At 45.4% G+C, this 19,944-nt stretch carries 21 protein-coding genes; 5 read left to right on the top strand and 16 right to left on the bottom strand.

Annotated elements, in window-relative coordinates; all coding sequences use genetic code 11:
* The first annotated feature begins 14 nt into the window (after nucleotides 1-14).
* The 4 genes from F905_RS06510 to F905_RS06495 all read left to right on the top strand — a co-directional run bounded on the left by F905_RS06510 (nucleotide 15) and on the right by F905_RS06495 (nucleotide 2,689).
* Nucleotides 15-617 (top strand): alpha-E domain-containing protein, encoded by a 603-nt coding sequence (locus F905_RS06510; RefSeq protein WP_005178757.1) that lies wholly within the window; start codon nucleotides 15-17, stop codon nucleotides 615-617.
* Nucleotides 614-1,393 (top strand): transglutaminase family protein, encoded by a 780-nt coding sequence (locus F905_RS06505; RefSeq protein ID WP_005178754.1) that lies wholly within the window; start codon nucleotides 614-616, stop codon nucleotides 1,391-1,393. Before F905_RS06510 ends, F905_RS06505 begins: the two co-directional genes overlap by 4 nt.
* Nucleotides 1,394-1,423: 30 nt before the next feature.
* Nucleotides 1,424-2,158, top strand: coding sequence for a proteasome-type protease (locus F905_RS06500; protein ID WP_005178750.1), 735 nt, complete (start codon nucleotides 1,424-1,426; stop codon nucleotides 2,156-2,158).
* A gap of 96 nt (nucleotides 2,159-2,254) precedes the next feature.
* Nucleotides 2,255-2,689, top strand: coding sequence for a BLUF domain-containing protein (locus tag F905_RS06495; RefSeq protein WP_005178747.1), 435 nt, complete (start codon nucleotides 2,255-2,257; stop codon nucleotides 2,687-2,689).
* A gap of 68 nt (nucleotides 2,690-2,757) precedes the next feature.
* Here the strand turns inward: F905_RS06495 and alr are convergent, their stop codons facing one another.
* From alr to ppsA, 12 genes are all read right to left on the bottom strand, one after another.
* The gene (alr, locus tag F905_RS06490; protein WP_005178746.1) at nucleotides 2,758-3,828 is read right to left on the bottom strand and encodes an alanine racemase; all 1,071 of its coding nucleotides are present in this window, start codon (nucleotides 3,826-3,828) and stop codon (nucleotides 2,758-2,760) included.
* A gap of 45 nt (nucleotides 3,829-3,873) precedes the next feature.
* A complete protein-coding gene (gene dnaB, locus F905_RS06485) occupies nucleotides 3,874-5,319 on the bottom strand; it encodes a replicative DNA helicase (RefSeq protein WP_005178744.1) in 1,446 nt (481 codons plus the stop codon).
* A 209-nt stretch (nucleotides 5,320-5,528) separates the two neighbouring features.
* A complete protein-coding gene (gene rplI / locus F905_RS06480) occupies nucleotides 5,529-5,975 on the bottom strand; it encodes a 50S ribosomal protein L9 (RefSeq protein WP_005178742.1) in 447 nt (148 codons plus the stop codon).
* A 9-nt stretch (nucleotides 5,976-5,984) separates the two neighbouring features.
* Entirely contained in the window at nucleotides 5,985-6,212 is a 228-nt protein-coding gene (gene rpsR, locus F905_RS06475; RefSeq protein ID WP_004719336.1) for a 30S ribosomal protein S18, read from the bottom strand.
* An 11-nt stretch (nucleotides 6,213-6,223) separates the two neighbouring features.
* Nucleotides 6,224-6,613, bottom strand: a complete 390-nt coding sequence (rpsF, locus tag F905_RS06470; RefSeq protein WP_005178734.1) for a 30S ribosomal protein S6 — start codon at nucleotides 6,611-6,613, stop codon at nucleotides 6,224-6,226.
* A 298-nt stretch (nucleotides 6,614-6,911) separates the two neighbouring features.
* Nucleotides 6,912-7,790 (bottom strand): heme o synthase, encoded by an 879-nt coding sequence (gene cyoE, locus F905_RS06465; RefSeq protein WP_005178733.1) that lies wholly within the window; start codon nucleotides 7,788-7,790, stop codon nucleotides 6,912-6,914.
* A 10-nt stretch (nucleotides 7,791-7,800) separates the two neighbouring features.
* Nucleotides 7,801-8,130, bottom strand: coding sequence for a cytochrome o ubiquinol oxidase subunit IV (locus tag F905_RS06460; RefSeq protein WP_171065104.1), 330 nt, complete (start codon nucleotides 8,128-8,130; stop codon nucleotides 7,801-7,803).
* Complete coding sequence (gene cyoC, locus F905_RS06455; protein ID WP_005178726.1) at nucleotides 8,127-8,747, bottom strand: cytochrome o ubiquinol oxidase subunit III; 621 nt, start codon at nucleotides 8,745-8,747, stop codon at nucleotides 8,127-8,129. The genes F905_RS06460 and cyoC overlap by 4 nt, the downstream gene beginning before the upstream one ends.
* 4 nt (nucleotides 8,748-8,751) lie before the next feature.
* Nucleotides 8,752-10,734: a cytochrome o ubiquinol oxidase subunit I gene (gene cyoB, locus F905_RS06450; protein WP_005178725.1), complete on the bottom strand. Its 1,983-nt coding sequence runs from the start codon at nucleotides 10,732-10,734 to the stop codon at nucleotides 8,752-8,754.
* A gap of 3 nt (nucleotides 10,735-10,737) precedes the next feature.
* On the bottom strand, nucleotides 10,738-11,814 hold the full coding sequence (gene cyoA, locus F905_RS06445) for a ubiquinol oxidase subunit II (protein ID WP_005178724.1): 1,077 nt from the start codon (nucleotides 11,812-11,814) through the stop codon (nucleotides 10,738-10,740).
* 297 nt (nucleotides 11,815-12,111) lie between these two features.
* On the bottom strand, nucleotides 12,112-12,906 hold the full coding sequence (locus tag F905_RS06440) for an RDD family protein (RefSeq protein ID WP_005178723.1): 795 nt from the start codon (nucleotides 12,904-12,906) through the stop codon (nucleotides 12,112-12,114).
* A 66-nt stretch (nucleotides 12,907-12,972) separates the two neighbouring features.
* Nucleotides 12,973-15,351 carry a phosphoenolpyruvate synthase gene (gene ppsA, locus F905_RS06435; protein ID WP_005178721.1) on the bottom strand — a complete coding sequence of 793 codons (2,379 nt, stop codon included), beginning with the start codon at nucleotides 15,349-15,351 and terminating at the stop codon, nucleotides 12,973-12,975.
* 155 nt (nucleotides 15,352-15,506) lie between these two features.
* On the opposite strand from ppsA, the gene F905_RS06430 reads away from it, so the two are divergent.
* Nucleotides 15,507-16,343, top strand: a complete 837-nt coding sequence (locus F905_RS06430) for a posphoenolpyruvate synthetase regulatory kinase/phosphorylase PpsR (protein WP_005178719.1) — start codon at nucleotides 15,507-15,509, stop codon at nucleotides 16,341-16,343.
* 183 nt (nucleotides 16,344-16,526) lie between these two features.
* Here the strand turns inward: F905_RS06430 and F905_RS06425 are convergent, their stop codons facing one another.
* The 4 genes from F905_RS06425 to F905_RS06410 form a co-directional block, all read right to left on the bottom strand.
* Nucleotides 16,527-17,096, bottom strand: a complete 570-nt coding sequence (locus tag F905_RS06425) for an NAD(P)/FAD-dependent oxidoreductase (protein WP_005178717.1) — start codon at nucleotides 17,094-17,096, stop codon at nucleotides 16,527-16,529.
* Nucleotides 17,097-17,316: 220 nt separating this feature from the next.
* Nucleotides 17,317-18,312 carry an LLM class flavin-dependent oxidoreductase gene (locus F905_RS06420; RefSeq protein WP_005178716.1) on the bottom strand — a complete coding sequence of 332 codons (996 nt, stop codon included), beginning with the start codon at nucleotides 18,310-18,312 and terminating at the stop codon, nucleotides 17,317-17,319.
* 150 nt (nucleotides 18,313-18,462) lie between these two features.
* Entirely contained in the window at nucleotides 18,463-18,966 is a 504-nt protein-coding gene (locus F905_RS06415) for a glycine zipper domain-containing protein (RefSeq protein ID WP_005178715.1), read from the bottom strand.
* 222 nt (nucleotides 18,967-19,188) lie between these two features.
* Nucleotides 19,189-19,611: a glycine zipper domain-containing protein gene (locus F905_RS06410; protein ID WP_005178713.1), complete on the bottom strand. Its 423-nt coding sequence runs from the start codon at nucleotides 19,609-19,611 to the stop codon at nucleotides 19,189-19,191.
* Between the last annotated feature and the right edge of the window lie 333 nt (nucleotides 19,612-19,944).

Here is a 19,944-nt window from a genome sequence, read left to right as displayed (position 1 = left end):
CCAAGGAGAATCATGTGATTTTACTGAGTCGTAATGCACAGCAGATTTTCTGGTTGGGTCGTTATTTGACCCGCATCCAGTATTTATGCAGTCAGTTTCCATTTAAATATAATGATGATGCCTTGCAGTATGCACACGCCTTCTGTTTGCCAGCCTTTGATGCGGCATCTTTAAATGAGCTGATTCTAAATCCGGAACAGCCCGCCTCTTTTCATCAGCAGTTTCAGTATGCCAAAGATAATATTCAGGATTTACGCGGGGTCTTGTCGGCACATGCCTATGCCGAATTAAACCAGTACATTAAAAATGCCAAAGAAAATCCGGCCTATATCTGTGATGTGGTCGGAGATTGTCATGAAGTCTTAGAAGCTGAAGCATCTGATATTTTTCTGTTCTTTAAATTGGGCCAGCATCTCGAGCAACTGGACCGGCAATTGCGCTTAAAGCAGGATATTCAGGGCACGGTCTATTATATTGAAGTGGTGGTGGGATTATTGACCCAAGCCGGCTGGGATTCTTTATTCGAAATCTGGATGAAGCTGAAGCAGCAGCCCGACAGCATGCATTTTTACCAGTTTAGTGACCATATCCAGCAACTGTTCGAGGCCGATGCATGAGGCTCATGATTAATCACCAGACCCATTATCATTATTCGGCACCGGCCTGTAACAGTATTCAATATATTAAAATGACCCCGCCGAACAATGCCCATCAACAGGTTCATCATTGGGCGATTAGTGTGCCAGGGGAATCCGAGATTAAACAGGATGCTTTTCAGAATATCTGGATGACCAGCACCCAGCGCTTTAGCTATCAAAGTCTGAGTATTATGGCGCAGGGCATTGTCGAGTTGCGTCCGCAGATGCGATGGGGCCTGCAAGATCAGCTGAATCCCTATCTATTTTTACAACCAACAGCCAGCACGCTGTGCAGCCCTGAAATGCAGTGTTTTGCACGGCAGTATGTGTTGCAGGTGAATCGTGACAACCTGATCCGTTTGTCAGAAGCGATTTTAAGCCATATGCCATACCGTCCGGCCCAAACTTCGGTGCAGACCACCGCCATTGAAGCCTTTCAGGCCAAACAGGGCGTCTGTCAGGACCATGCCCATGTGCTGATTGCCATGTGTAAATCTTTAGGCATCCCGGCACGTTATGTTTCCGGTTATTTATATAGCAGCAACAGTTCACATCTTGCCAGCCATGCCTGGGTAGAGGTATTTTTAGAACAGCACTGGTACTGTTTTGATGTCAGCAATCTGGCTTTTCAGCCAGACTCGCATGTCTATCTGGCCGTCGGGCGGGATTATTGGGATGTGGCGCCGGTCCGTGGCGTAAGAGAAAAAGGCGGCATCGAGCACATGCAGACCATGGTGCAGGTTCTGGCCTGCTAAGTAATGGATGACAATTAAAAGGATAATGCTATGACGTATTGCTGTGCGCTGCGTTTAAAAGATGGTCTGGTGTTTATTAGTGATTCGCGTACCAATGCCGGGGTCGATCACATTTCGGTATTTCGCAAGCTGTATACCTTTGGGGTGGAAGGCGAGCGCCTGATTACCATTCAGACCTCGGGCAACCTAGCGACCACACAGGCAGTCATCGGTCATTTAAAAAATCATCTGACTTTAAACCAGGAACCGCATTTATATAGTGTCAAAACCATGTTTGAAGTGGCAGAATTGGTGGGTTGTTTGCTGAAAAAAGTCATTCAGGATGTTACCGACGATAAAGACGAGCAGCATAATTATTATTGCAATTTGCTGGTGGGCGGGCAGATTAAAGGCGAGCCGATGCAGCTGTATCATATTTATCCGCAAGGCAATTTTATTTGCGCCACGCGTGATACGCCGTTTTTCCAGATTGGAGAAAGCAAATATGGCAAACCAATTCTTGACCGGGCCTTACGCTATGATATGTCGCTGGAAGATGCCTTACGCTGCGGCCTGATTTCTTTTGATTCCACTTTACGTTCCAATGTGTCCGTGGGTATGCCGCTGGACTGTATGGTTTATCATAAAGACAGCCTGCATATTCCTTTGGGCAAACGTATTTGCGAAGAAGACCCGTACTTTGAATATATTAGCAAGCAGTGGTCCGATACCTTAAGACGCGGGTTGCAGGAATTGCCGGTGCCAACCGAAGATTATTTGACTTAAAAGCTCAGTCCCTTTATTTTAATCAAGTTTTCCTTGAATGATAAATCCTTAAGAAAATCAAAAAATATTCGTACAGATCATGATGAGGACTTGAATATGTTTCAGCTTTGCTATGCCAGCCAGAGTACCTCGACGGCTGAAAATTTACTGCAAGATTTACGCAATATTCTGATCGAAGCGCGCAATGCTAATACCCAGCATCAGGTATCGGGTGTGCTGTGCTATGCAGAGGGTTATTTTTTTCAATGTCTGCAAGGTGATGAACAGGCCGTTCAGGAAATTTTTGCCGGGATTGTTGGTGATCCGCGTCATCAGAATATCCAGATTTTTACCGAGAATCATGTTGTCCAGCAGCGTTTTCAGGATTGGGCTATGAAATATGTGATGCGTAATAGCGAGATCAAAGCCTATTTCCAGCAACTCGGTCATGCGCAATTTTTACCGCATCAATTAAATGCCACACAGGTTGATGGATTGCTTCAGGTGCTATATGAGGCGCTAAATCATTCGGTGGTAGATGAGGTGGCTTAAATCTGCTGCCTGCGTTATAAAAAGAATAAAAAAAGAACCTCCATTGAGATTCTCTTTTATTGAAAAGATTAAATAACTTTACGGTCCGGACGCTGGGTTAAGCGGCACAACAGCTCATAACCAATGGTGCCATTGGCCGCTGCGACATCATCCACTAATCGTTGCTTGCCCCAAAGCTCGACTTCCGTGCCTAACTGAACATCCAATCCCGTTACATCAATAGCAATCATATCCATGGCAACACGACCGACTACAGCTGCTTTTTGGCCTTTAATGGCGACAAAATTCTGCGCAAAGAAGGCACGTGGATAGCCATCACCGTAGCCAATGGACACAATAGCCAGTTGCATAGCTTTATCGGCAGTAAAGGTCGAGCCATAACCAACCTGTTCACCGGCCTGAATCTCATTTAAGGCAATAATTTCTGCGCTAAAGGTCATCACCGGTTTTAAATCTAGTGCATAAATATCTCGGTCTGCAAACGGAGTTGCGCCATAAAGCATGATGCCGGGACGGACAAAATCAAAATGCAGTTCCGGATATTTATAAATAGCAGCAGAATTACAGCACGAAGCTAAAATCGGTGCGCAGTCGTTTTTTACTTCCAGAAACTGACGGATCTGTTCATCATTCAGTGGATGATCAGCATCTGCATTGGCAAAGTGCATCGCCAGAACACAGGTAAAGCCGGCCGATTTTAATTGCTGAATGACCTCTTTAATCACCTCAAGTTTAAAGCCCAGACGGTTCATGCCGCTGTTGAGCTTAACCCAGACTTTCAGATTTTTAGAGATATAGGCATCTTTGTGCGCAATGAGCCATGTAACCTGTTCAGGCTGATGCACCACAATCTCGATATTCTGTTCAATGACAATTGGCATTTCATCTTCAGTGAACACGCCTTCAATCAAGGTGATGGGTTGCTGGAACCCCAGTTCACGAATTTCCAGTGCTTCTTGTAAACAGGCGACACCAAAGGCATCACTGTTTTGTAAGGCTGCTAAGCAGTCTTTAACGCCATGTCCATAAGCATTGGCTTTGACCATACTGACAATTTTGGCAGTCGGGGCAAGTTGTCTGACACGGTTTAAATTATATTGAAGCGCAGCGCGATCAATATAAACTGTAGCTTGGCGCACCCTTATTTACTCCTACAGGGTCATGAAAAGGCAATGATGGCTGAATTATTCATCATCATCGTACTGAGCATAAAACTCAGGGGAAAGGTTACTAAAGCGGGTGTATTGGCCTTCAAACGCCAGACGCACGGTGCCAATCGGGCCGTTACGCTGCTTACCAATAATAATTTCGGCAGTACCGGCTTCTTTAGATTCCTTGTTATAGACCTCATCACGGTAAATGAACATGATCAAGTCGGCATCCTGCTCAATCGCACCCGATTCACGTAAGTCGGACATCACCGGGCGTTTGTTGGGACGGTTTTCCAGCGAGCGGTTGAGCTGGGAGAGGGCAATGACCGGACATTGCATTTCTTTGGCCAGGGCTTTCAAGCTACGCGAAATTTCTGAAATCTCGCCGACACGGTTATCGCCCATGCCCGGTACTTTCATCAGCTGCAAATAGTCGACCATGATACAGCCGAGTTTGCCGCCGTGCTGTTTGGCAATTCGGCGCGCACGCGAACGTACTTCGGTTGGAGGGAGCGCTGATGAGTCATCAATGTATAAATGCTTTTCTTGTAGCTGTAAAATGGTGCCGGTGACTTTGGACCATTCATCGCCGCTGAGTTTGCCGGAACGTAAATTCCCCTGATGCACTTTGCCATACGAGGAAATCAGACGCATGGCAATTGAATCGGCTGGCATTTCCATGGAGTAAACCAGCGCCGGCAGGTCGTTATTGAACAGTACACTTTCAACCAGGTTCATGGCAAAGGTGGTTTTACCCATTGACGGACGGGCCGCAACAATAATCAGGTCGCCAGCTTGCATCCCCGAAGTTTTATTGTCCAGCTCGACAAAGCCGGTGGTCAGACCGGTAATGTTGCCATCCATTTGCGACAGTTCATTTAACTTGTCGAAGACATCGGCCACGACGGTATTAATGGCTTTCGGACCGGCATTTTTCTTGTTGTTATTGTGCTGCTCGGCAATCTGGAAAATATTGGTTTCAGCGAGGTCTAGAATTTCACTGACAGTGCGGCCTTTGGTGTCATAGGCATTTTGCAGAATTTCCGAGCTGACTTTAATCATGTTTCTTAAGGTCGAAAACTCTTTAATTTTAGCCGCATAAGTTTCCAGGTTATAGAAACTCGATGGTGAATCGGCCATCAGCTGCATGAGATATTCTTCACCACCAATGGCATCAAGCAGATTGTGCTTGATCAGCCAGTCATTGACCAGAACGGCATCATAAGGGGAGTTTTCTTTGGCCAGGGTATCAATGGCACGGTAAATATATTTGTGTCGCGTGGCGTAGAAATCGGATTCCTGTAATACATCTCCGACCTGTTCCAGTGATTCGGCCACGGTCATGAGGGCAGCCAGAACGGCCTGCTCAATGGCCAGGTTATGCGGCGGGGTGCGAAACTCTTTGAGTGCACCGGAATCGTTGCTGGAACTCTCTGTTTTGACTGGAGTTGGTTTGGTGTTGGCCAGCGCCTGTGACATATAATTCCCTGATTTTAATACGATGAATACCAAATAAAACCGGTGGTCTTATAGCATGAATTCAATAAACGGTGTAACCACAAATCATACGCGCTCTGGCAAAAAAAGCGAGCAGATTTTAAGAACGGATAGCTTACAAAAAGGTGAGGAGATTTTTACAGAAATAAAAAAAGAGCATGCCAAGGCATGCCCTTTTTTCTTGCGAGAAATTACTCAGATACGATAGTAACGAGAACTTCAGCAACAACATCATGGTGCAATTGGATTGCGATGTTGAATTCACCAGTGTGACGAAGCGCACCGTTTGGTAAACGAACTTCTGAACGGTCTACTTCTAAACCAGCGTTCGTTAACGCGTCAGCGATGTCACGAGTACCGATTGAACCGAATAATTTACCTTCGTCACCCGCTTTCGCAGTGATTACGATATTTACTTCGTTCAGTTGGTCAGCACGTGCTTGAGCAGCAGCCAATACTTCAGCTTCTTGCTTCTCAAGTTCAGCACGACGAGCTTCAAAAGCAGCAGTGTTTGCTTCAGTCGCAGCAACTGCTTTACCTTGAGGGATAAGGAAGTTACGGCCGTAACCAGCTTTAACTGATACTTTATCGCCTAATTTACCAAGGTTTTTAATGCGTTGTAATAAGATAATATCCACAGCTCAACCTCACTTATGATTGTCAGTGTAAGGGATCAACGCTAAGTAGCGAGCTTGTTTGATCGCAAGCGCTAATTGACGTTGGTAACGAGCTTTAGTACCTGTAATACGGCTAGGAACGATCTTGCCGTTTTCAGTGATGTACTGTTTTAAAGTATCGATATCTTTGTAGTCGATGTACGTAACGTTCTCAGCTGTAAAGCGGCAGAACTTGCGACGACGGTAAAAACGTGCCATTGATGTTCTCCTTATGCTTCAGCAGAGTCTTGGTTAACTTGTTGTGCTTCTTCACGTTGAGCTTTACGCGCACGTTTTTCTTCAGCACTCTTAGCCAGTAAAGACTCTTCAGTGATAGCGTTTTCACGACGGATGATTAAGCTACGAAGGATCGCGTCGTTATAACGGAACAATTCTTCAAGTTCATCAAGAGTCGTTTGACCACATTCAACGTTCATTAAAATGTAGTGCGCTTTGTGAATTTTGTTAATTGGGTAAGCCAATTGACGACGGCCCCAATCTTCTAAACGGTGAATTTGACCTTCAGCTTCTTTGATGTGAGTCAGGTAACGTTCTACCATACCCACAACTTGATCGCTTTGGTCTGGGTGTACCAAAAGTACGATTTCGTAGTGACGCATTGTCAGCTCCTTACGGTTTATGCAGCCCCTGACCAAATAGCCAGAAGCAAGGAGTCACAACCAGGGTTGTGTCGCAAAATTGCGAAGCGTGAATTTTAGTGCTTTTGCTAACGAAATACAAGCCATTGAACAAAGAGCTTGATCACTTATTTCAACAAAAGAGTGAGGTGGGGGAATTATGGTAATAAGCTTACTAATAGAGAGTAAGTATCTATAAATCAGAAAAAGAGATCGAAGAAAAGAAAACCGGAAGCAGAAAGGGGAGTCCCATCTTAAAAGATAGAGAGGGCTCTATCTTTTAAAAGAGGATGATTGAATTTGCAGGAGCTTGCGCAGTAATGCTGAAGCTTAAACTGATCACGGTAATTAAAATTACAGAGAACAGGAAAAAGCGCTTTGCCCACAGCTGATCATTTTCTGCTTTAAAGCCGAGGATGGCAATGTACAGCCAGTAAATACACAGGGCATTTAAAATCAGCAAATATAACCAGTTGGCATATCCAAATACAAATAAGGCATTCATGACCACCGTAAACAGAATCACATAAATTAGCGACTCTACTTTGGTGCGATACACAGAACGCGCCACAGGTAAAATTGGAATACCTGCATTTTTGTAGTCATCGAAGCGGTAAATGGCAATCGCCCAGGAATGCGGCATTTGCCACAGTGCATAGCCCAGAAAAATAAGCAGGGCAGCCAGGTCAAACTGGTTTGCAACCGCAGTATAACCAATAACCGGTGGGCTTGCGCCCGAAATACTACCAATAATGGTCTGATGAATGGTGGTGCGTTTGGTCCATAAGCTATAAAAGCCGACATAAACTACAAAACCAATCACGGCAAAAAGGAAAGCGTACGCATTTACCCCAAACCATAAAATGCTAAAACCCAGTACACCCAGTACTAAAGCAAACGCTAAAGCAACCGGAACTGAAATGGTTTTTTTTACCATCGCACGATTTTGTGTACGTTGCATTTTTTGGTCGATGTCTTGGTCAATTACGTTATTAACCACACATCCAGATGCCACTACCAGGGTAGTGCCCAGAAGGGTAAGAAGCAGGAGAAGGAAATCTACAGAACCTTGAGTGGCTACAAAGTAGCCACCCAAAGTGGTAACGAAGTTACCGAAGAGAATTCCTGGCTTAGTCAGGAATAAATACTTTTTCAGCATGACAACCAGTTTAGATCATCATGTTGTAGTGAAGGTAGTTCATAATCCATACTGAACCGACTAACAGAATAGCGATACAGAGGATTGTATAAATAAACGCAATCACGTTCCAGCGTTGTTCTGAAGACGAGTTCATGTGCAGGAAGTAAACTAACTGTACAAGAACCTGAGCAACCGCAGTAATCGCAATAACTGTGACCAGCAGACCGCGGCTAAAACCACCTGCCATAACCATACCAAAAGGAATAACGGTTAAAATAACAGACAGGATAAAACCAACAGAGTACTGCTTGAAGTTACCGTGTGATGCGCCAGCAGCGTTGTGATCGTGACCCATTATAGAACTCCCATCAAGTAAACGACGCTGAATACACAGATCCATACGATGTCAAGGAAGTGCCAGAACAAGCTTAGGCAAGCAAGACGACGCATGTTAGGTAGAGTCAAACCATATTTCTTGATTTGAATCATTAACACGATCATCCATACCAGACCAGAAGTAACGTGAATACCGTGCGTACCAACTAAAGTAAAGAACGCAGATAAGAACGCACTAACGCTTGGGCCATGACCAGCGTGAACTAAATGATTGAACTCATATAGTTCCATGCCAATAAAGATCGCACCGAAGATCCATGTGATGCCTAACCAAGTTAAAACTTTAGCAACATCTTTTTTGTATGCAGCCAGAACTGCAAAACCAAAGGTTACTGAAGAGATCAGCAGGGCGAAGGTTTCAGTTAAAACGAAACCTAAAGACTCGCCAAAAAGATCTTTTGCACTTGGAGTACCAACTGGAACGTGGCTGCTTAATACAGCGAATGCAATGAAGAGTGTACCGAAAATGATCAAGTCACTCATCAAGTAAGTCCAGAAACCAAAGACAGTGATGTCAGTATCATCGTGATGATGATGCTCATCGTGTCCGTGGTTGTCGTGATGAAGTACCTCAGCCATTGTCTTAGTCCTTCTTCAAGTGTTTTTCAAGTAAGGCATAACGTTCGTTTTCAATGCGTTCTACTTCTGCTGCAGGAACATAGTAGTCCACTTTCTTCGTGAACGAGCTCACGATGAACGAAATGATAGACGCGATAAACGTTACAACTACTAACCACCAGATGTGCCAGATAAGTGCAAAGCCCATTACTGTGATAAACATAGCAATCACAAAGCCCGCAGCACGGTTGGTTGGCATGTGGATGTCTTCGTACTTCGCTGGTTTCGCGTAAGCTACGCCATTCTCTTTGTCAGTCCAGAAAGTATCAATACCATTGATCTTTGGAAGATGCGCAAAGTTATAGAACGGAGCAGGAGATGAAGTCGCCCATTCAAGGGTACGGCCATCCCAAGGGTCGCCAGTGTGGTCAAGACGCTGGTTACGTTGCAAGAAGCCAACAATGATTTGCATTAAGAAGCATGCAATACCAATGGCAATCATTACCGCACCCACCATCGCGATCATGACATATGGGTCCCAATCTGGGTTGTCATATGTGTTCAGACGACGCGTCATACCCATGAAACCAAGGATATACAGCGGCATGAACGCAAAGTAGAAACCTAAGAACCAGAACCAGAATGCAGCTTTACCCCAAGTTTCATTCAGTCTCCAACCAAACATTTTTGGCCAGTAGAAAATGATACCTGCGAACATCGCGAATACTACACCACCAATAATTACGTTATGGAAGTGAGCGATCAGGAATAAAGAGTTGTGTACCAGGAAGTCCGCTGGTGGAACTGCCATTAATACACCTGTTAAACCACCGATACCGAAAGTCACTAGGAAGCCAAGTGTCCACAGCATTGGAGTTGTGTAGGTGATGCGGCCCTTGTACATGGTGAATAACCAAGAGAAGATTTTCACACCCGTCGGGATCGCAATAATCATGGTCATGATACCGAAGAACGCGTTAACGTTGGCACCTGCACCCATGGTAAAGAAGTGGTGAACCCATACAACGAAAGACAATACAGTAATTGCTACAGTTGCATACACCATTGATTTGTAGCCGAACAACGTTTTACGAGAGAACGTCGCCACAACTTCTGAGTAAATACCAAATGCTGGTAATACCAAGATATAAACTTCAGGGTGACCCCAAGTCCAGATCAGGTTTACATACAACATTGGGCTACCACCCATGTCGTTTGTAAAGAAGTGGAAACCGAAGTAACGGTCAAGCGTTAACATTGCAATTGTTGCAGTTAACACAGGGAACGCAGCAATGATCAGTACCGCTGTACATAAAGATGTCCAGGTAAAGATCGGCATGTCCATTAATTTCATGCCAGGCGCACGCATCTTGATGATGGTAACGAAGAAGTTAACACCCGTTAGAAGCGTACCTAAACCAGAGATCTGTAATGCCCAGATGTAGTAGTCCATACCTACGCCTGGAGAGTATTCAATACCTGACAGTGGAGGATAAGCCATCCAACCTGTTGCAGCGAACTCACCAAGTGCAAGTGAAACCATCATCAGACCCGCAGCACCAGCGAACAGCCAGAAGCTTAAAGAGTTTAATAATGGGAAGGCAACGTCACGAGCACCAATCTGTAAAGGTACAGAGATGTTCATCAAGCCTACTACAAGACCCATTGCCACGAAGAAGATCATGATCACACCGTGCGCGGTGAAGATCTGGTCGTAGTGCTCAGGGTGTAAATAACCTTCGCCACCACCTCGTGCAAGGAATTGCTGAAGACGCATCATGATCGCATCGGCGAAACCACGCAGTAGCATGACCACAGACACGATGATATACATGATACCAATTTTTTTATGGTCTACAGATGTGAACCATTCATTCCACAGGTAACCCCATTTCTTGAAGTAGGTAATACCCGCAACAAGAACGAGACCGCCCAGGATCATCATTACAACTGTAGCCTGTACGATTGGATCGTACGGAATTGCATCTAGTCCTAACTTACCAAACATGTCTTATTCCTCTACAGAAGCAGTCGCATGTTCAACGTTTACATGAGCTTCTGAAGCAGGCGCTTCAAGCGCAGTTTCAGCTTGAGCTGAATGGTCTGCACCATGATAGTTACTCATGTATTTATTGATCACAGATTCAAACAAGCCTTGCTCTACAGAAGAGTAATAAGTCACAGGATGTGGCTGAGTCTTATAAGGACCTTCTGCTTCAGCAGTTGCAGCAAGTTTTTTCTCTAGTTCTGTTTTCGCGTTACGAACCATTGCATCAATTTGTTTCTGTGAACGGTTACCGTCACGTAAAGATGCAAATTCAGCTTGATCTAGAACTGTTTTTTGAACAGCTTCAGGATTGATCGTTGTGCCTTGTCCGGCTTTAACCGCAGTTACCCATTGATCAAAATCGGCTTCAGTTACAGAGTGAGCAAGGAAGCGCATTTGAGAGAAACCGTAACCTGAGTAGTTAGACGAGAAGCCGCGGTATTGACCGGTGCTGTTCGCTAATAGGTTCAGGTGAGTCTGCATACCCGCCATTGCATAAATCTGACCAGACAATGCAGGGATAAAGAACGAGTTCATTGTAAAGTTAGATGTTAAACGAAGGCTTACCGGCGTTTGCTCTGGGAAGCGGATTTCGTTAACAGTCGCAATGTTCTGTTCTGGGTAGATGAAGATCCATTTGAATTGTTCAGCAATAACCTGAACAGTTAATGGAGCCTTATCTGACTCGATTGGACGGTATGGGTCATACTTGTGGGAACCCCACCAAGTTAACCAAGCTAGAATACCAATAATAATAACCGGGATACCCCAAACCACGATTTCAATCGCAGTAGAGTGTGCCCATGTTGGTTTATAGTCTGCATCTTTATTTGATGCGCGATATTTCCAACCAAACCATAATGCCATGATGATTGAAGGAATCACCACTAATAGCATCAAGTAGATCGCAGTCATCATCAGGTTCGATTGACCTTCAGCAACTGGACCTTGCGAGTTTAGAAGTACCATATCACCACCACACCCGGTTAAGAGTGCAGCCATCGTAGATAAAGACAATACAGCTAAAATCGTTTGTCTCATTTTACAACCTCGGTGAAGAGTCCCATTCCCTAATTTAATTATGGGATAGCGATTATAGGGTCGCATGATTGATAAGTATTTTTTTGACGCAAAAATCCTTGTCAATCATGATACACCGCTACGTTGTAGGGCATTATGCCTGATATCGACAAACTAAGCTACTCAAAAAGCGGCTTTAAATGACTGTAATAAAAACCGATTCTGTCACTCGGAATTAACTTTTTTACGAAATATTTTTATTTGTATATCAATGTAATGAATAAAAAAGGGATGAAATTTCATCCCTTTTTTGATCTTTTATTTTTCTTGCTTTACGACTTTGGTTTTGGCCAGTTTGTCATGCAAAGTCTGACGTTTTTCACCCAAAGCGAAGATATAATCGGCAATTGTAATAAATGGCATGAATAACAGATTCAAAATAATGAAAACCAGGGTACGCAGCGCAAACACGCGGGTCAGGCCTACTTTGCTGTGGTCTTCAGCGTCGACAATCTTGATTTTGGTTAAACGTTTACCAATACTCTGGCCACTTTTGGCCAGCAGAAACGCCTGAATCCCGAGCATAATCAACAGGTAAATGGCCATCATTTGCCAGGCATCGGCAGGAATCAGGCGAAACAGTTCCGACTGTAATTGCACCGCCTGATCAGAGCTGGTGGCTGACTGCATTTTCTGTTGCAGTTCAGACAGTTGACCAAACTGGTCCTGCGTTAAAAAGAAAGATGGAATGGCGGCAGCCGGTAACCACAGCAACAGGTCAATAATTTTCGCCAGTGCACGCGTACCGATAGAGGCCAGTTCAGTTTGAGCAGCTTTTGCTTGCGGCTGGTTCAGGCTTGAATTGTTATAGCTGGCGGTATTCTGTGGCTGCTGAAACGATGATGCTTCTGGTGTGGCCGGCGCAGGCTCGTAGCCTTCAGGTTGATATACAAGTTTACCTTGGGTGAGCTCACCTAAAGCTTTCCATTCTGTCATCCCTTGATGCCATGCAAGATCTGTCAGTAACACTTGCTGGCTGGCAAGCATCTGGTTCACTTGCTCCAGGGTATATGGACCGGCTTGTTGATTATTTCGTGCCAAGTAAATCTGCATAAAGTTTAAATCTCAAATCTATAAATAAAAAAGACCCAATGAATGGGTCTTTTTTAACATGTTTTATTAAGCTTGTTGAGCTTTTTCTTCAGCAAGGAAGAACCAGGTGTCTAATACTGAGTCTGGGTTCAGCGATACAGATTCAATCCCTTGTTCCATCAGCCATTTTGCCAGGTCAGGGTGGTCAGAAGGACCTTGACCACAGATGCCGACATATTTACCGGCTTTACGGCAAGCATGAATCGCCATCGACAGCAGGGCTTTTACCGCTGCATCACGTTCATCAAACAGATGAGAAACAATACCTGAGTCACGGTCTAAACCAAGGGTTAACTGGGTCAAGTCGTTTGAACCGATTGAGAAGCCATCGAAGTGTTCAAGGAATTGCTCAGCCAACAGGGCGTTGGTTGGTAATTCACACATCATGATCACTTTCAGACCATTTTCACCACGTTTCAGGCCATTTTGTGCCAGCAGTTCCATCACGCGTTTCGCTTCAGCCACAGTACGTACAAATGGAATCATGATTTGTACGTTGGTCAAGCCCATTTCATCACGGACTTTTTTCAGTGCGCGACATTCAAGCTCGAAGCAGTCACGGAAGTTGTCTGATACATAACGGCTTGCACCACGGAAGCCCAGCATCGGGTTTTCTTCTTCCGGCTCGTATAACTTACCGCCAATCAGGTTAGCATATTCGTTTGATTTGAAGTCAGACATACGCACGATGACTGGCTTGTCTGCAAACGCGGCTGCCAGCGTTGAAATACCTTCCACCAGTTTTTCCACATAGAATTCAACTGGAGAAGTATAACCCGCAGTACGTGCCATTACGGCTGCACGTGTTTCACGTGGCAAGCTGTCAATATTCAGTAGTGCTTTTGGATGCACACCAATCATACGGTTAATGATGAACTCAAGACGTGCCAGGCCAATGCCTTCGTTTGGAATTTGCGCGAAGTCAAACGCACGGTCCGGGTTACCCACGTTCATCATGATCTTGAACGGCAGCGCAGGCATCGACTCGATTGAGTTGCGTTGTACTTCAAAATCTAAAGCACCTTCGTAAATGAAACCGGTATCACCTTCAGCACAAGATACTGTCACTTCCTGACCGTCAGTCAAGACTTCAGTGGCATTACCACAACCTACAATTGCAGGAACACCTAATTCACGCGCAATAATCGCAGCGTGACAGGTACGACCACCACGGTTCGTGACAATCGCAGCGGCACGTTTCATCACTGGTTCCCAGTCCGGGTCGGTCATGTCAGAAACCAGTACATCACCGTCTTGGACTTTGTCCATTTCTTTAATCGAGGTTACGATGCGAACTTTACCAGAACCGATACGCTGACCAATTGAACGGCCTTCACACAACACAGTGCCGCGTTGTTTCAGCAGGTAGCGTTCCATGGTGCCCACGTTTTGACGGCTTTTCACTGTTTCCGGACGCGCCTGAACAATGTAAATTAAACCGTCATCACCATCTTTGGCCCATTCGATGTCCATTGGTGCACCATAGTGCTCTTCAATGATTAACGCCTGTTTTGCCAGTTCTTGCAGTTCGTGATCGTTTAAGGCGAACTGTTGACGGTCGGCTTTTTCAACATCAACCACAACCACAGATTTACCAGCCGCACCTTCTTCACCATAAATCATTTTCTGGTGTTTAGAACCGAGGTTACGACGTAGAACTGCGTGTTTACCTGCTCTTAACAGTGGCTTAGAGATATAGAATTCGTCCGGGTTGACCGCACCTTGTACCACCATTTCACCCAGACCGTAAGAAGCCGTAATAAAGACTGCATCACGGAAACCAGATTCTGTATCCAGGGTGAACATTACACCTGCGGCACCTGTTTCTGAGCGCACCATGCGTTGTACGCCAGCAGACAGGGCAACAACATCATGGTCAAAGTTTTGGTGTACACGGTAAGAAATTGCGCGGTCGTTGTACAAAGAGGCAAATACTTCTTTAATGGCAATCAGGACGTTGTCGATGCCACGGATGTTCAGGAAAGTTTCCTGTTGACCCGCGAAAGAAGCATCTGGCAAATCTTCTGCGGTAGCAGATGAACGAACGGCAACCGCGATGTCAGGGTTGCCGTTAGAAAGTTCTGCGAAAGCATCGCGGATTTCTTTTTCAAGTTCTGCCGTAAGCGGAGTGTCGACAATCCATTGACGGATTTTTGCGCCTGTCTCAGCAAGAGCATTGACGTCATCTACATTTAACGTTTTAAGCTCGGCTTGAATTTTAGCGTTTAGGCCACTTTGCTCGAGAAATTCACGATAAGCTTGAGCCGTTGTCGCAAAGCCACCTGGTACAGAGACACCAGCATTAGACAAATGGCTGATCATTTCGCCCAGAGATGAGTTTTTCCCACCTACGAGCTCAACGTCGTGTTTCCCTAATTTTTCTAGACCAATTACGCGCGCTTCCAAAGTTATTACTCCACTTTTGCAGTATTAATCACTATCTTGGCATGAAATTATATTGAATATGCTTAGCTTTTTGATTTAACTAAGCGACAGTCATGTAAGATCAGTTTACTATAAAGATTATATAGCACTAAGACAAATGTTTAAGGAGAATTTTAATGTCCGAAGGTAAACAAATTAAGCGGAGTGTGTTCTTTATTTCCGATGGAACCGCAATTACAGCCGAAACCTTGGGACACTCCCTTTTAGCGCAGTTTCCGAATGTCGATTTTGACATTCATATTATTCCCTATATCAGCTCGGAAGAAGCAGCCACCGATGTGGTGTCAGAAATTAACCGACGTGCTGAATTAGACGGTCAGCCGCCACTGGTATTTGATACGTTGGTCGATCCGTATGTGCGCGATATTATCAACACCGCCAATGCCGTCAATCTGGACGTATTTGAGGGGTTGATCAGCAAACTGGCCGATGAGCTGGGCACACAGCCAACCACGCTGGTGGGGCAGACCCATGCTGTAACTGATTCAGAATCGTATAAAGCGCGAATTGATGCGGTACATTTTGCTTTGGACAATGATGATGGCGCACGTACCCGTCACTATGACAAAGCTGATCTGATTCTCATTGGCGTATCCCGTTCTGGTAAAACCCCAACCTCGATTTATTTGTCATTACAGTTTGGTATACGTGTGGCCAACTATCCACTGACCGAAGAAGATCTGGACGATAACCGCTTGCCAGCCGTGCTGCGCCCACATAAACATAAATTATTCGGTTTGATGATTGATGCCGAGCGTCTGGTGGCAATTCGTACCGAACGTAAAGCCAATAGCCGTTATGCCAGCTTTAACCAGTGCCAGATGGAATTACGTGCCATTGAAGGCATTTATATTTCTGAAGGTATTAAATACCTGAACGTGTCTGAAATGTCGATTGAAGAAATTTCCACCCGTGTCCTGCAAATGACCGGTCTAAAACGTCGTATTGGTTAAGTAATTGTTATTAAAACTGGAATACTGCAGGCTGCAGTATTCCAGTGGATATTAGACTGAAATCAAATTAAAAAACTAAAAAAACGGTCTAAAATCCTGTTTCATCCATTGCTCTCATCGGCTTGAAAATTAATAACACTTTTCTCTTAATTTACCGCTCTTTTAATTTACTTGTACCTGTATTTACTTTTCCGGATTACGGTGAGTCGTAATAATCACATCGACCTTATATTCACTGCCATCAATGGTATAAATACTGTGTTCTGCAATTCGGGCAATGGGCCAGGTAATTAACTGGCAGTTATCACGTTGCAGCGCAGCATAATAACTGTCCGATTTAAAATAGGCGTGCTGGGTATCGGCAATATTCGGGGTTAGCTGACGTTTTAGCCAGGTATCTACCACCTGCGCATCTAAAAAGCGCAAGGCCAGAATATTCTTGACCCGGTTGTTAAACAGCCGGCGGTTTTTAAATACCAGTGGATGGCTGATTAAACGATGGATACCGCGTTCGGTACTCGGTAATACAAAATGCGGTTCAATCTGAAAGACTTTAACCTGACTGGCGACCTGGGCAATTTTGTCCAGCTGCGAGACACTGTCCTGATTGGCACCAATAATCGCCACGCTGCGTTGACTGAAGTCATGCTGTTTGCTGTCTTTGGCACTGATGCAAAGCCCCTGAAAGGCATGAAAGTCTGCTGCACAATTTTCAAAAACGCTTTTGCCGGTATCCTGCTGTTTAACGACCATGAGGGCATCCTTTCATTCTTGGTTTTATCAATTTAGATGTTTTACTCTATTTTTAGTCAGCTCTTGCTGGAAGGTAAAGCGCTTTAACTATCTGGCCAGTCATTTCGGTCACGGTGACGAAAATATCAGTGCAGGATGGGGCGAGAATAGATTCACCGTCACAATAAAAAAAGCCTGTAAATCCACACGGTTTACAGGCTCCATTACAGCTCGATGAAACTTATTTGAGCTGCATCAGGTAGTCAAAGTTTTGCAGACGTTTTTCAGTGTCATAGACATCACAGGTAAAGATAAACTCATCGACCTCATAACGGCTCAACAACTGTTCTAAGCCGGCTTTAACAGTCGAAGGTGAGCCAATTTGACCCATGGCATAGAAGTTATCCACCGACATTTTTTCAGCCGGTGACCATAAACCGTCCATGCTGGCGACTGGCGCTTTCAGTTTCAGGCTCTGACCACGCATTAAACCTAAAACCCGCTGATAGGCACTGGTGGCCAAAAACTGCGCTTCTTCATCGGTGGCCGCCACGACCGTTGGCACGCCCATCGATACATAAGGCCGATCTAGATATTCAGACGGCTGGAAGTTATCCCGATACAGCTGAATGGCCTGACCGAGCATCCGCGGCGCAAAGTGTGAGGCAAACGAGTAGGGCAGACCCAATCGGGCTGCCAGCTGGGCACTAAACAGGCTGGAACCGAGTAACCAGACCGGAACATGGGTACCTTGTCCCGGCGTCGCTACAATGCGTTGCTGCGGTTCAGGTTCTTTGAAATAGTGCAGAATTTCCAGCACATCTTGCGGGAACTGGTCTTCAGTTTCCTGACGGCCACGTCGCAAGGCACGCATGGTGGTCTGATCAGTGCCGGGCGCACGACCAAGACCCAGCTCAATCCGGTCCGGATAGAGTGTAGCCAGTGTACCGAACTGTTCTGCCACCACTAAAGGGGCGTGGTTGGGCAACATAATCCCGCCAGAGCCGACTTTTAAAGTCTGGGTGTTGGCCAGAATGTAGCCGAGCAGCACCGCTGTGGCCGAGCTGGCAATGCCGTCCATATTATGATGTTCAGCCAGCCAGAAGCGGGCATAGCCCAGTTTTTCTGCCCGTTGCGCCAGCTCTAGCGCATGATGCAGGGAAAATTGAATGGTTTTATCGTCACGAACCGGTGCCAGTTCCAGAATGGAAAATTGTGTGTCTTTTAAACTGCGCATTGGCGTTCTCTATTCACATATCTATGGCTCACAGCATACGTTGTGTCCCGATGTTTGTATATCGCTTTTTTTCGATATAAGGTTTCATCGTGTAAAACAACACAAGCACCCGAGGGTGCTTGTGATAGGTTTAGATTCTGAACTTTGAAATTAACGGCGTTTTCCGTTTTTATAATGACCCAGATGCAGGCCATTATCACTGCGGTAACGGTCATTATAACGATAGTCGTTGTAACGGTAGCCACGGCTGTCGTAGCGACGATCATAACGGTCATCATAACGGCGATCTTCGCTGACTTTGGTACCTAACACTGCACCGGCACCACCACCTAAGGCTGCGCCAATATAACCACCATTGCTGCCGGCCATGTTTTTACCGACACTATAACCACCAGCGCTACCTAAAGCGGCACCAATGGCTGCACCATTGCGGTCACGTTTATCGGCAGAGACTGCTGCACCACCGGCACCACCCAAGGCAGAACCAATTAACGCACCGGTTGAGCCGCCCATTTGCTGGCCAATGGCTGCACCGACCACACCACCTAAAGCGGAACCTACTGCGACACGGGTGTTGTTGTCGGCGTGTGCTGTACCCATCATAAGCGCTGAGCTGGCCAGTACTGTACTCAATAAAATTTTGTTGATCTTCATGGTTACACTCCAAAGAGCACATTCAATTTGTCTTGACTTTAATGTAGAAAAACTTTGAGAAAAGATCGTGGAGGGCACAGGTGTCAAAATGCTAATTTTGGTCAACGCTGTGTAATTTTTCTGTCGAATCTCTTCATAATTGCCTCCTCATCCATCTACTGAAAAAATGAAATCCCAGGCGTAAAAAAAGCATCCTGAAGATGCTTTTTTACAAGGGGAGAATTAACGACGACGTTTTTTCTTCCATTTACGTTCCTGGTAACGGTCGTATTCTTTATCTTTGGAAATCTTGTTACCCAGCGCTGCACCACCGGCTGCACCGAGCGCTGCACCAATATAACCACCATTCGTACCGCCCATGTTCTGACCCACGGTATAACCCGCACCGCCACCTAAGGCACCGCCAATGGCAGATTCAGTACGATGGCGTTTGTTACTGGCTACAGCCGCGCCACCTGCACCACCTAAAGCCGCACCAATGGTTGCACCCGTGGTACCGCCCATGTTTTTACCTAAGGCTGTACCTGCGACACTACCTAAGGCACTGGCTGCAGCTACACGGGTCGCATTGTCAGCATGTGCATTCACCGTCATGAAAGAAGTGGCAGCAAGCGTTGCACTTAATAAAACAGCATTGAGTTTCATATTCACTCCATGTCCAAGAGCGGACTTTTTAATGTCATTTGATGGCAGTAAATGTAACAAAAGGATTCCCTGCAAATATGGAGAGGCACCTTCATAATTCAGTGCTTTGGTTTCGGCTTTGTATAAGTTGTATTAAAACTGTCGATTTTATCGGCAGCCCAGACTTTAAATTGAAAGAGGCTGGATGCATCTCTTGCACGCTGTAGCGTATTTGCCGGATTTGGCCATCAACCGCGCAGTTTCTGCTACGAATAAAGATGTTATTTGCCGGCCAGAATCGTTAAACTATGGCAATTTTTTGATTTCGCTGGCCTTATTGAATTAGGGTGACAG

Origin of the sequence: Acinetobacter sp. CIP 53.82 (genome assembly GCF_000369465.1) — a bacterium.
GTDB classification, from domain to species: domain Bacteria; phylum Pseudomonadota; class Gammaproteobacteria; order Pseudomonadales; family Moraxellaceae; genus Acinetobacter; species Acinetobacter indicus.
The sequence above is the reverse complement of the archived record's forward strand: the minus strand, read 5'-3'. Positions and strand labels throughout refer to the sequence as shown.

What these genes read in the sequence shown, in the direction of transcription:
- F905_RS06505 (WP_005178754.1), top strand. Translation starts at nt 614, where the DNA reads ATGAGGCTCATGATTAATCACCAGACCCATTATCATTATTCGGCACCG.
- F905_RS06500 (WP_005178750.1), top strand. Translation starts at nt 1,424, where the DNA reads ATGACGTATTGCTGTGCGCTGCGTTTAAAAGATGGTCTGGTGTTTATT.
- F905_RS06495 (WP_005178747.1), top strand. Translation starts at nt 2,255, where the DNA reads ATGTTTCAGCTTTGCTATGCCAGCCAGAGTACCTCGACGGCTGAAAAT.
- dnaB (WP_005178744.1), bottom strand. Translation starts at nt 5,319, where the DNA reads ATGTCACAGGCGCTGGCCAACACCAAACCAACTCCAGTCAAAACAGAG.
- rpsR (WP_004719336.1), bottom strand. Translation starts at nt 6,212, where the DNA reads ATGGCACGTTTTTACCGTCGTCGCAAGTTCTGCCGCTTTACAGCTGAG.
- rpsF (WP_005178734.1), bottom strand. Translation starts at nt 6,613, where the DNA reads ATGCGTCACTACGAAATCGTACTTTTGGTACACCCAGACCAAAGCGAT.
- cyoE (WP_005178733.1), bottom strand. Translation starts at nt 7,790, where the DNA reads ATGCTGAAAAAGTATTTATTCCTGACTAAGCCAGGAATTCTCTTCGGT.
- cyoC (WP_005178726.1), bottom strand. Translation starts at nt 8,747, where the DNA reads ATGGCTGAGGTACTTCATCACGACAACCACGGACACGATGAGCATCAT.
- cyoB (WP_005178725.1), bottom strand. Translation starts at nt 10,734, where the DNA reads ATGTTTGGTAAGTTAGGACTAGATGCAATTCCGTACGATCCAATCGTA.
- cyoA (WP_005178724.1), bottom strand. Translation starts at nt 11,814, where the DNA reads ATGAGACAAACGATTTTAGCTGTATTGTCTTTATCTACGATGGCTGCA.
- F905_RS06440 (WP_005178723.1), bottom strand. Translation starts at nt 12,906, where the DNA reads ATGCAGATTTACTTGGCACGAAATAATCAACAAGCCGGTCCATATACC.
- F905_RS06430 (WP_005178719.1), top strand. Translation starts at nt 15,507, where the DNA reads ATGTCCGAAGGTAAACAAATTAAGCGGAGTGTGTTCTTTATTTCCGAT.
- F905_RS06425 (WP_005178717.1), bottom strand. Translation starts at nt 17,096, where the DNA reads ATGGTCGTTAAACAGCAGGATACCGGCAAAAGCGTTTTTGAAAATTGT.
- F905_RS06420 (WP_005178716.1), bottom strand. Translation starts at nt 18,312, where the DNA reads ATGCGCAGTTTAAAAGACACACAATTTTCCATTCTGGAACTGGCACCG.
- F905_RS06415 (WP_005178715.1), bottom strand. Translation starts at nt 18,966, where the DNA reads ATGAAGATCAACAAAATTTTATTGAGTACAGTACTGGCCAGCTCAGCG.
- F905_RS06410 (WP_005178713.1), bottom strand. Translation starts at nt 19,611, where the DNA reads ATGAAACTCAATGCTGTTTTATTAAGTGCAACGCTTGCTGCCACTTCT.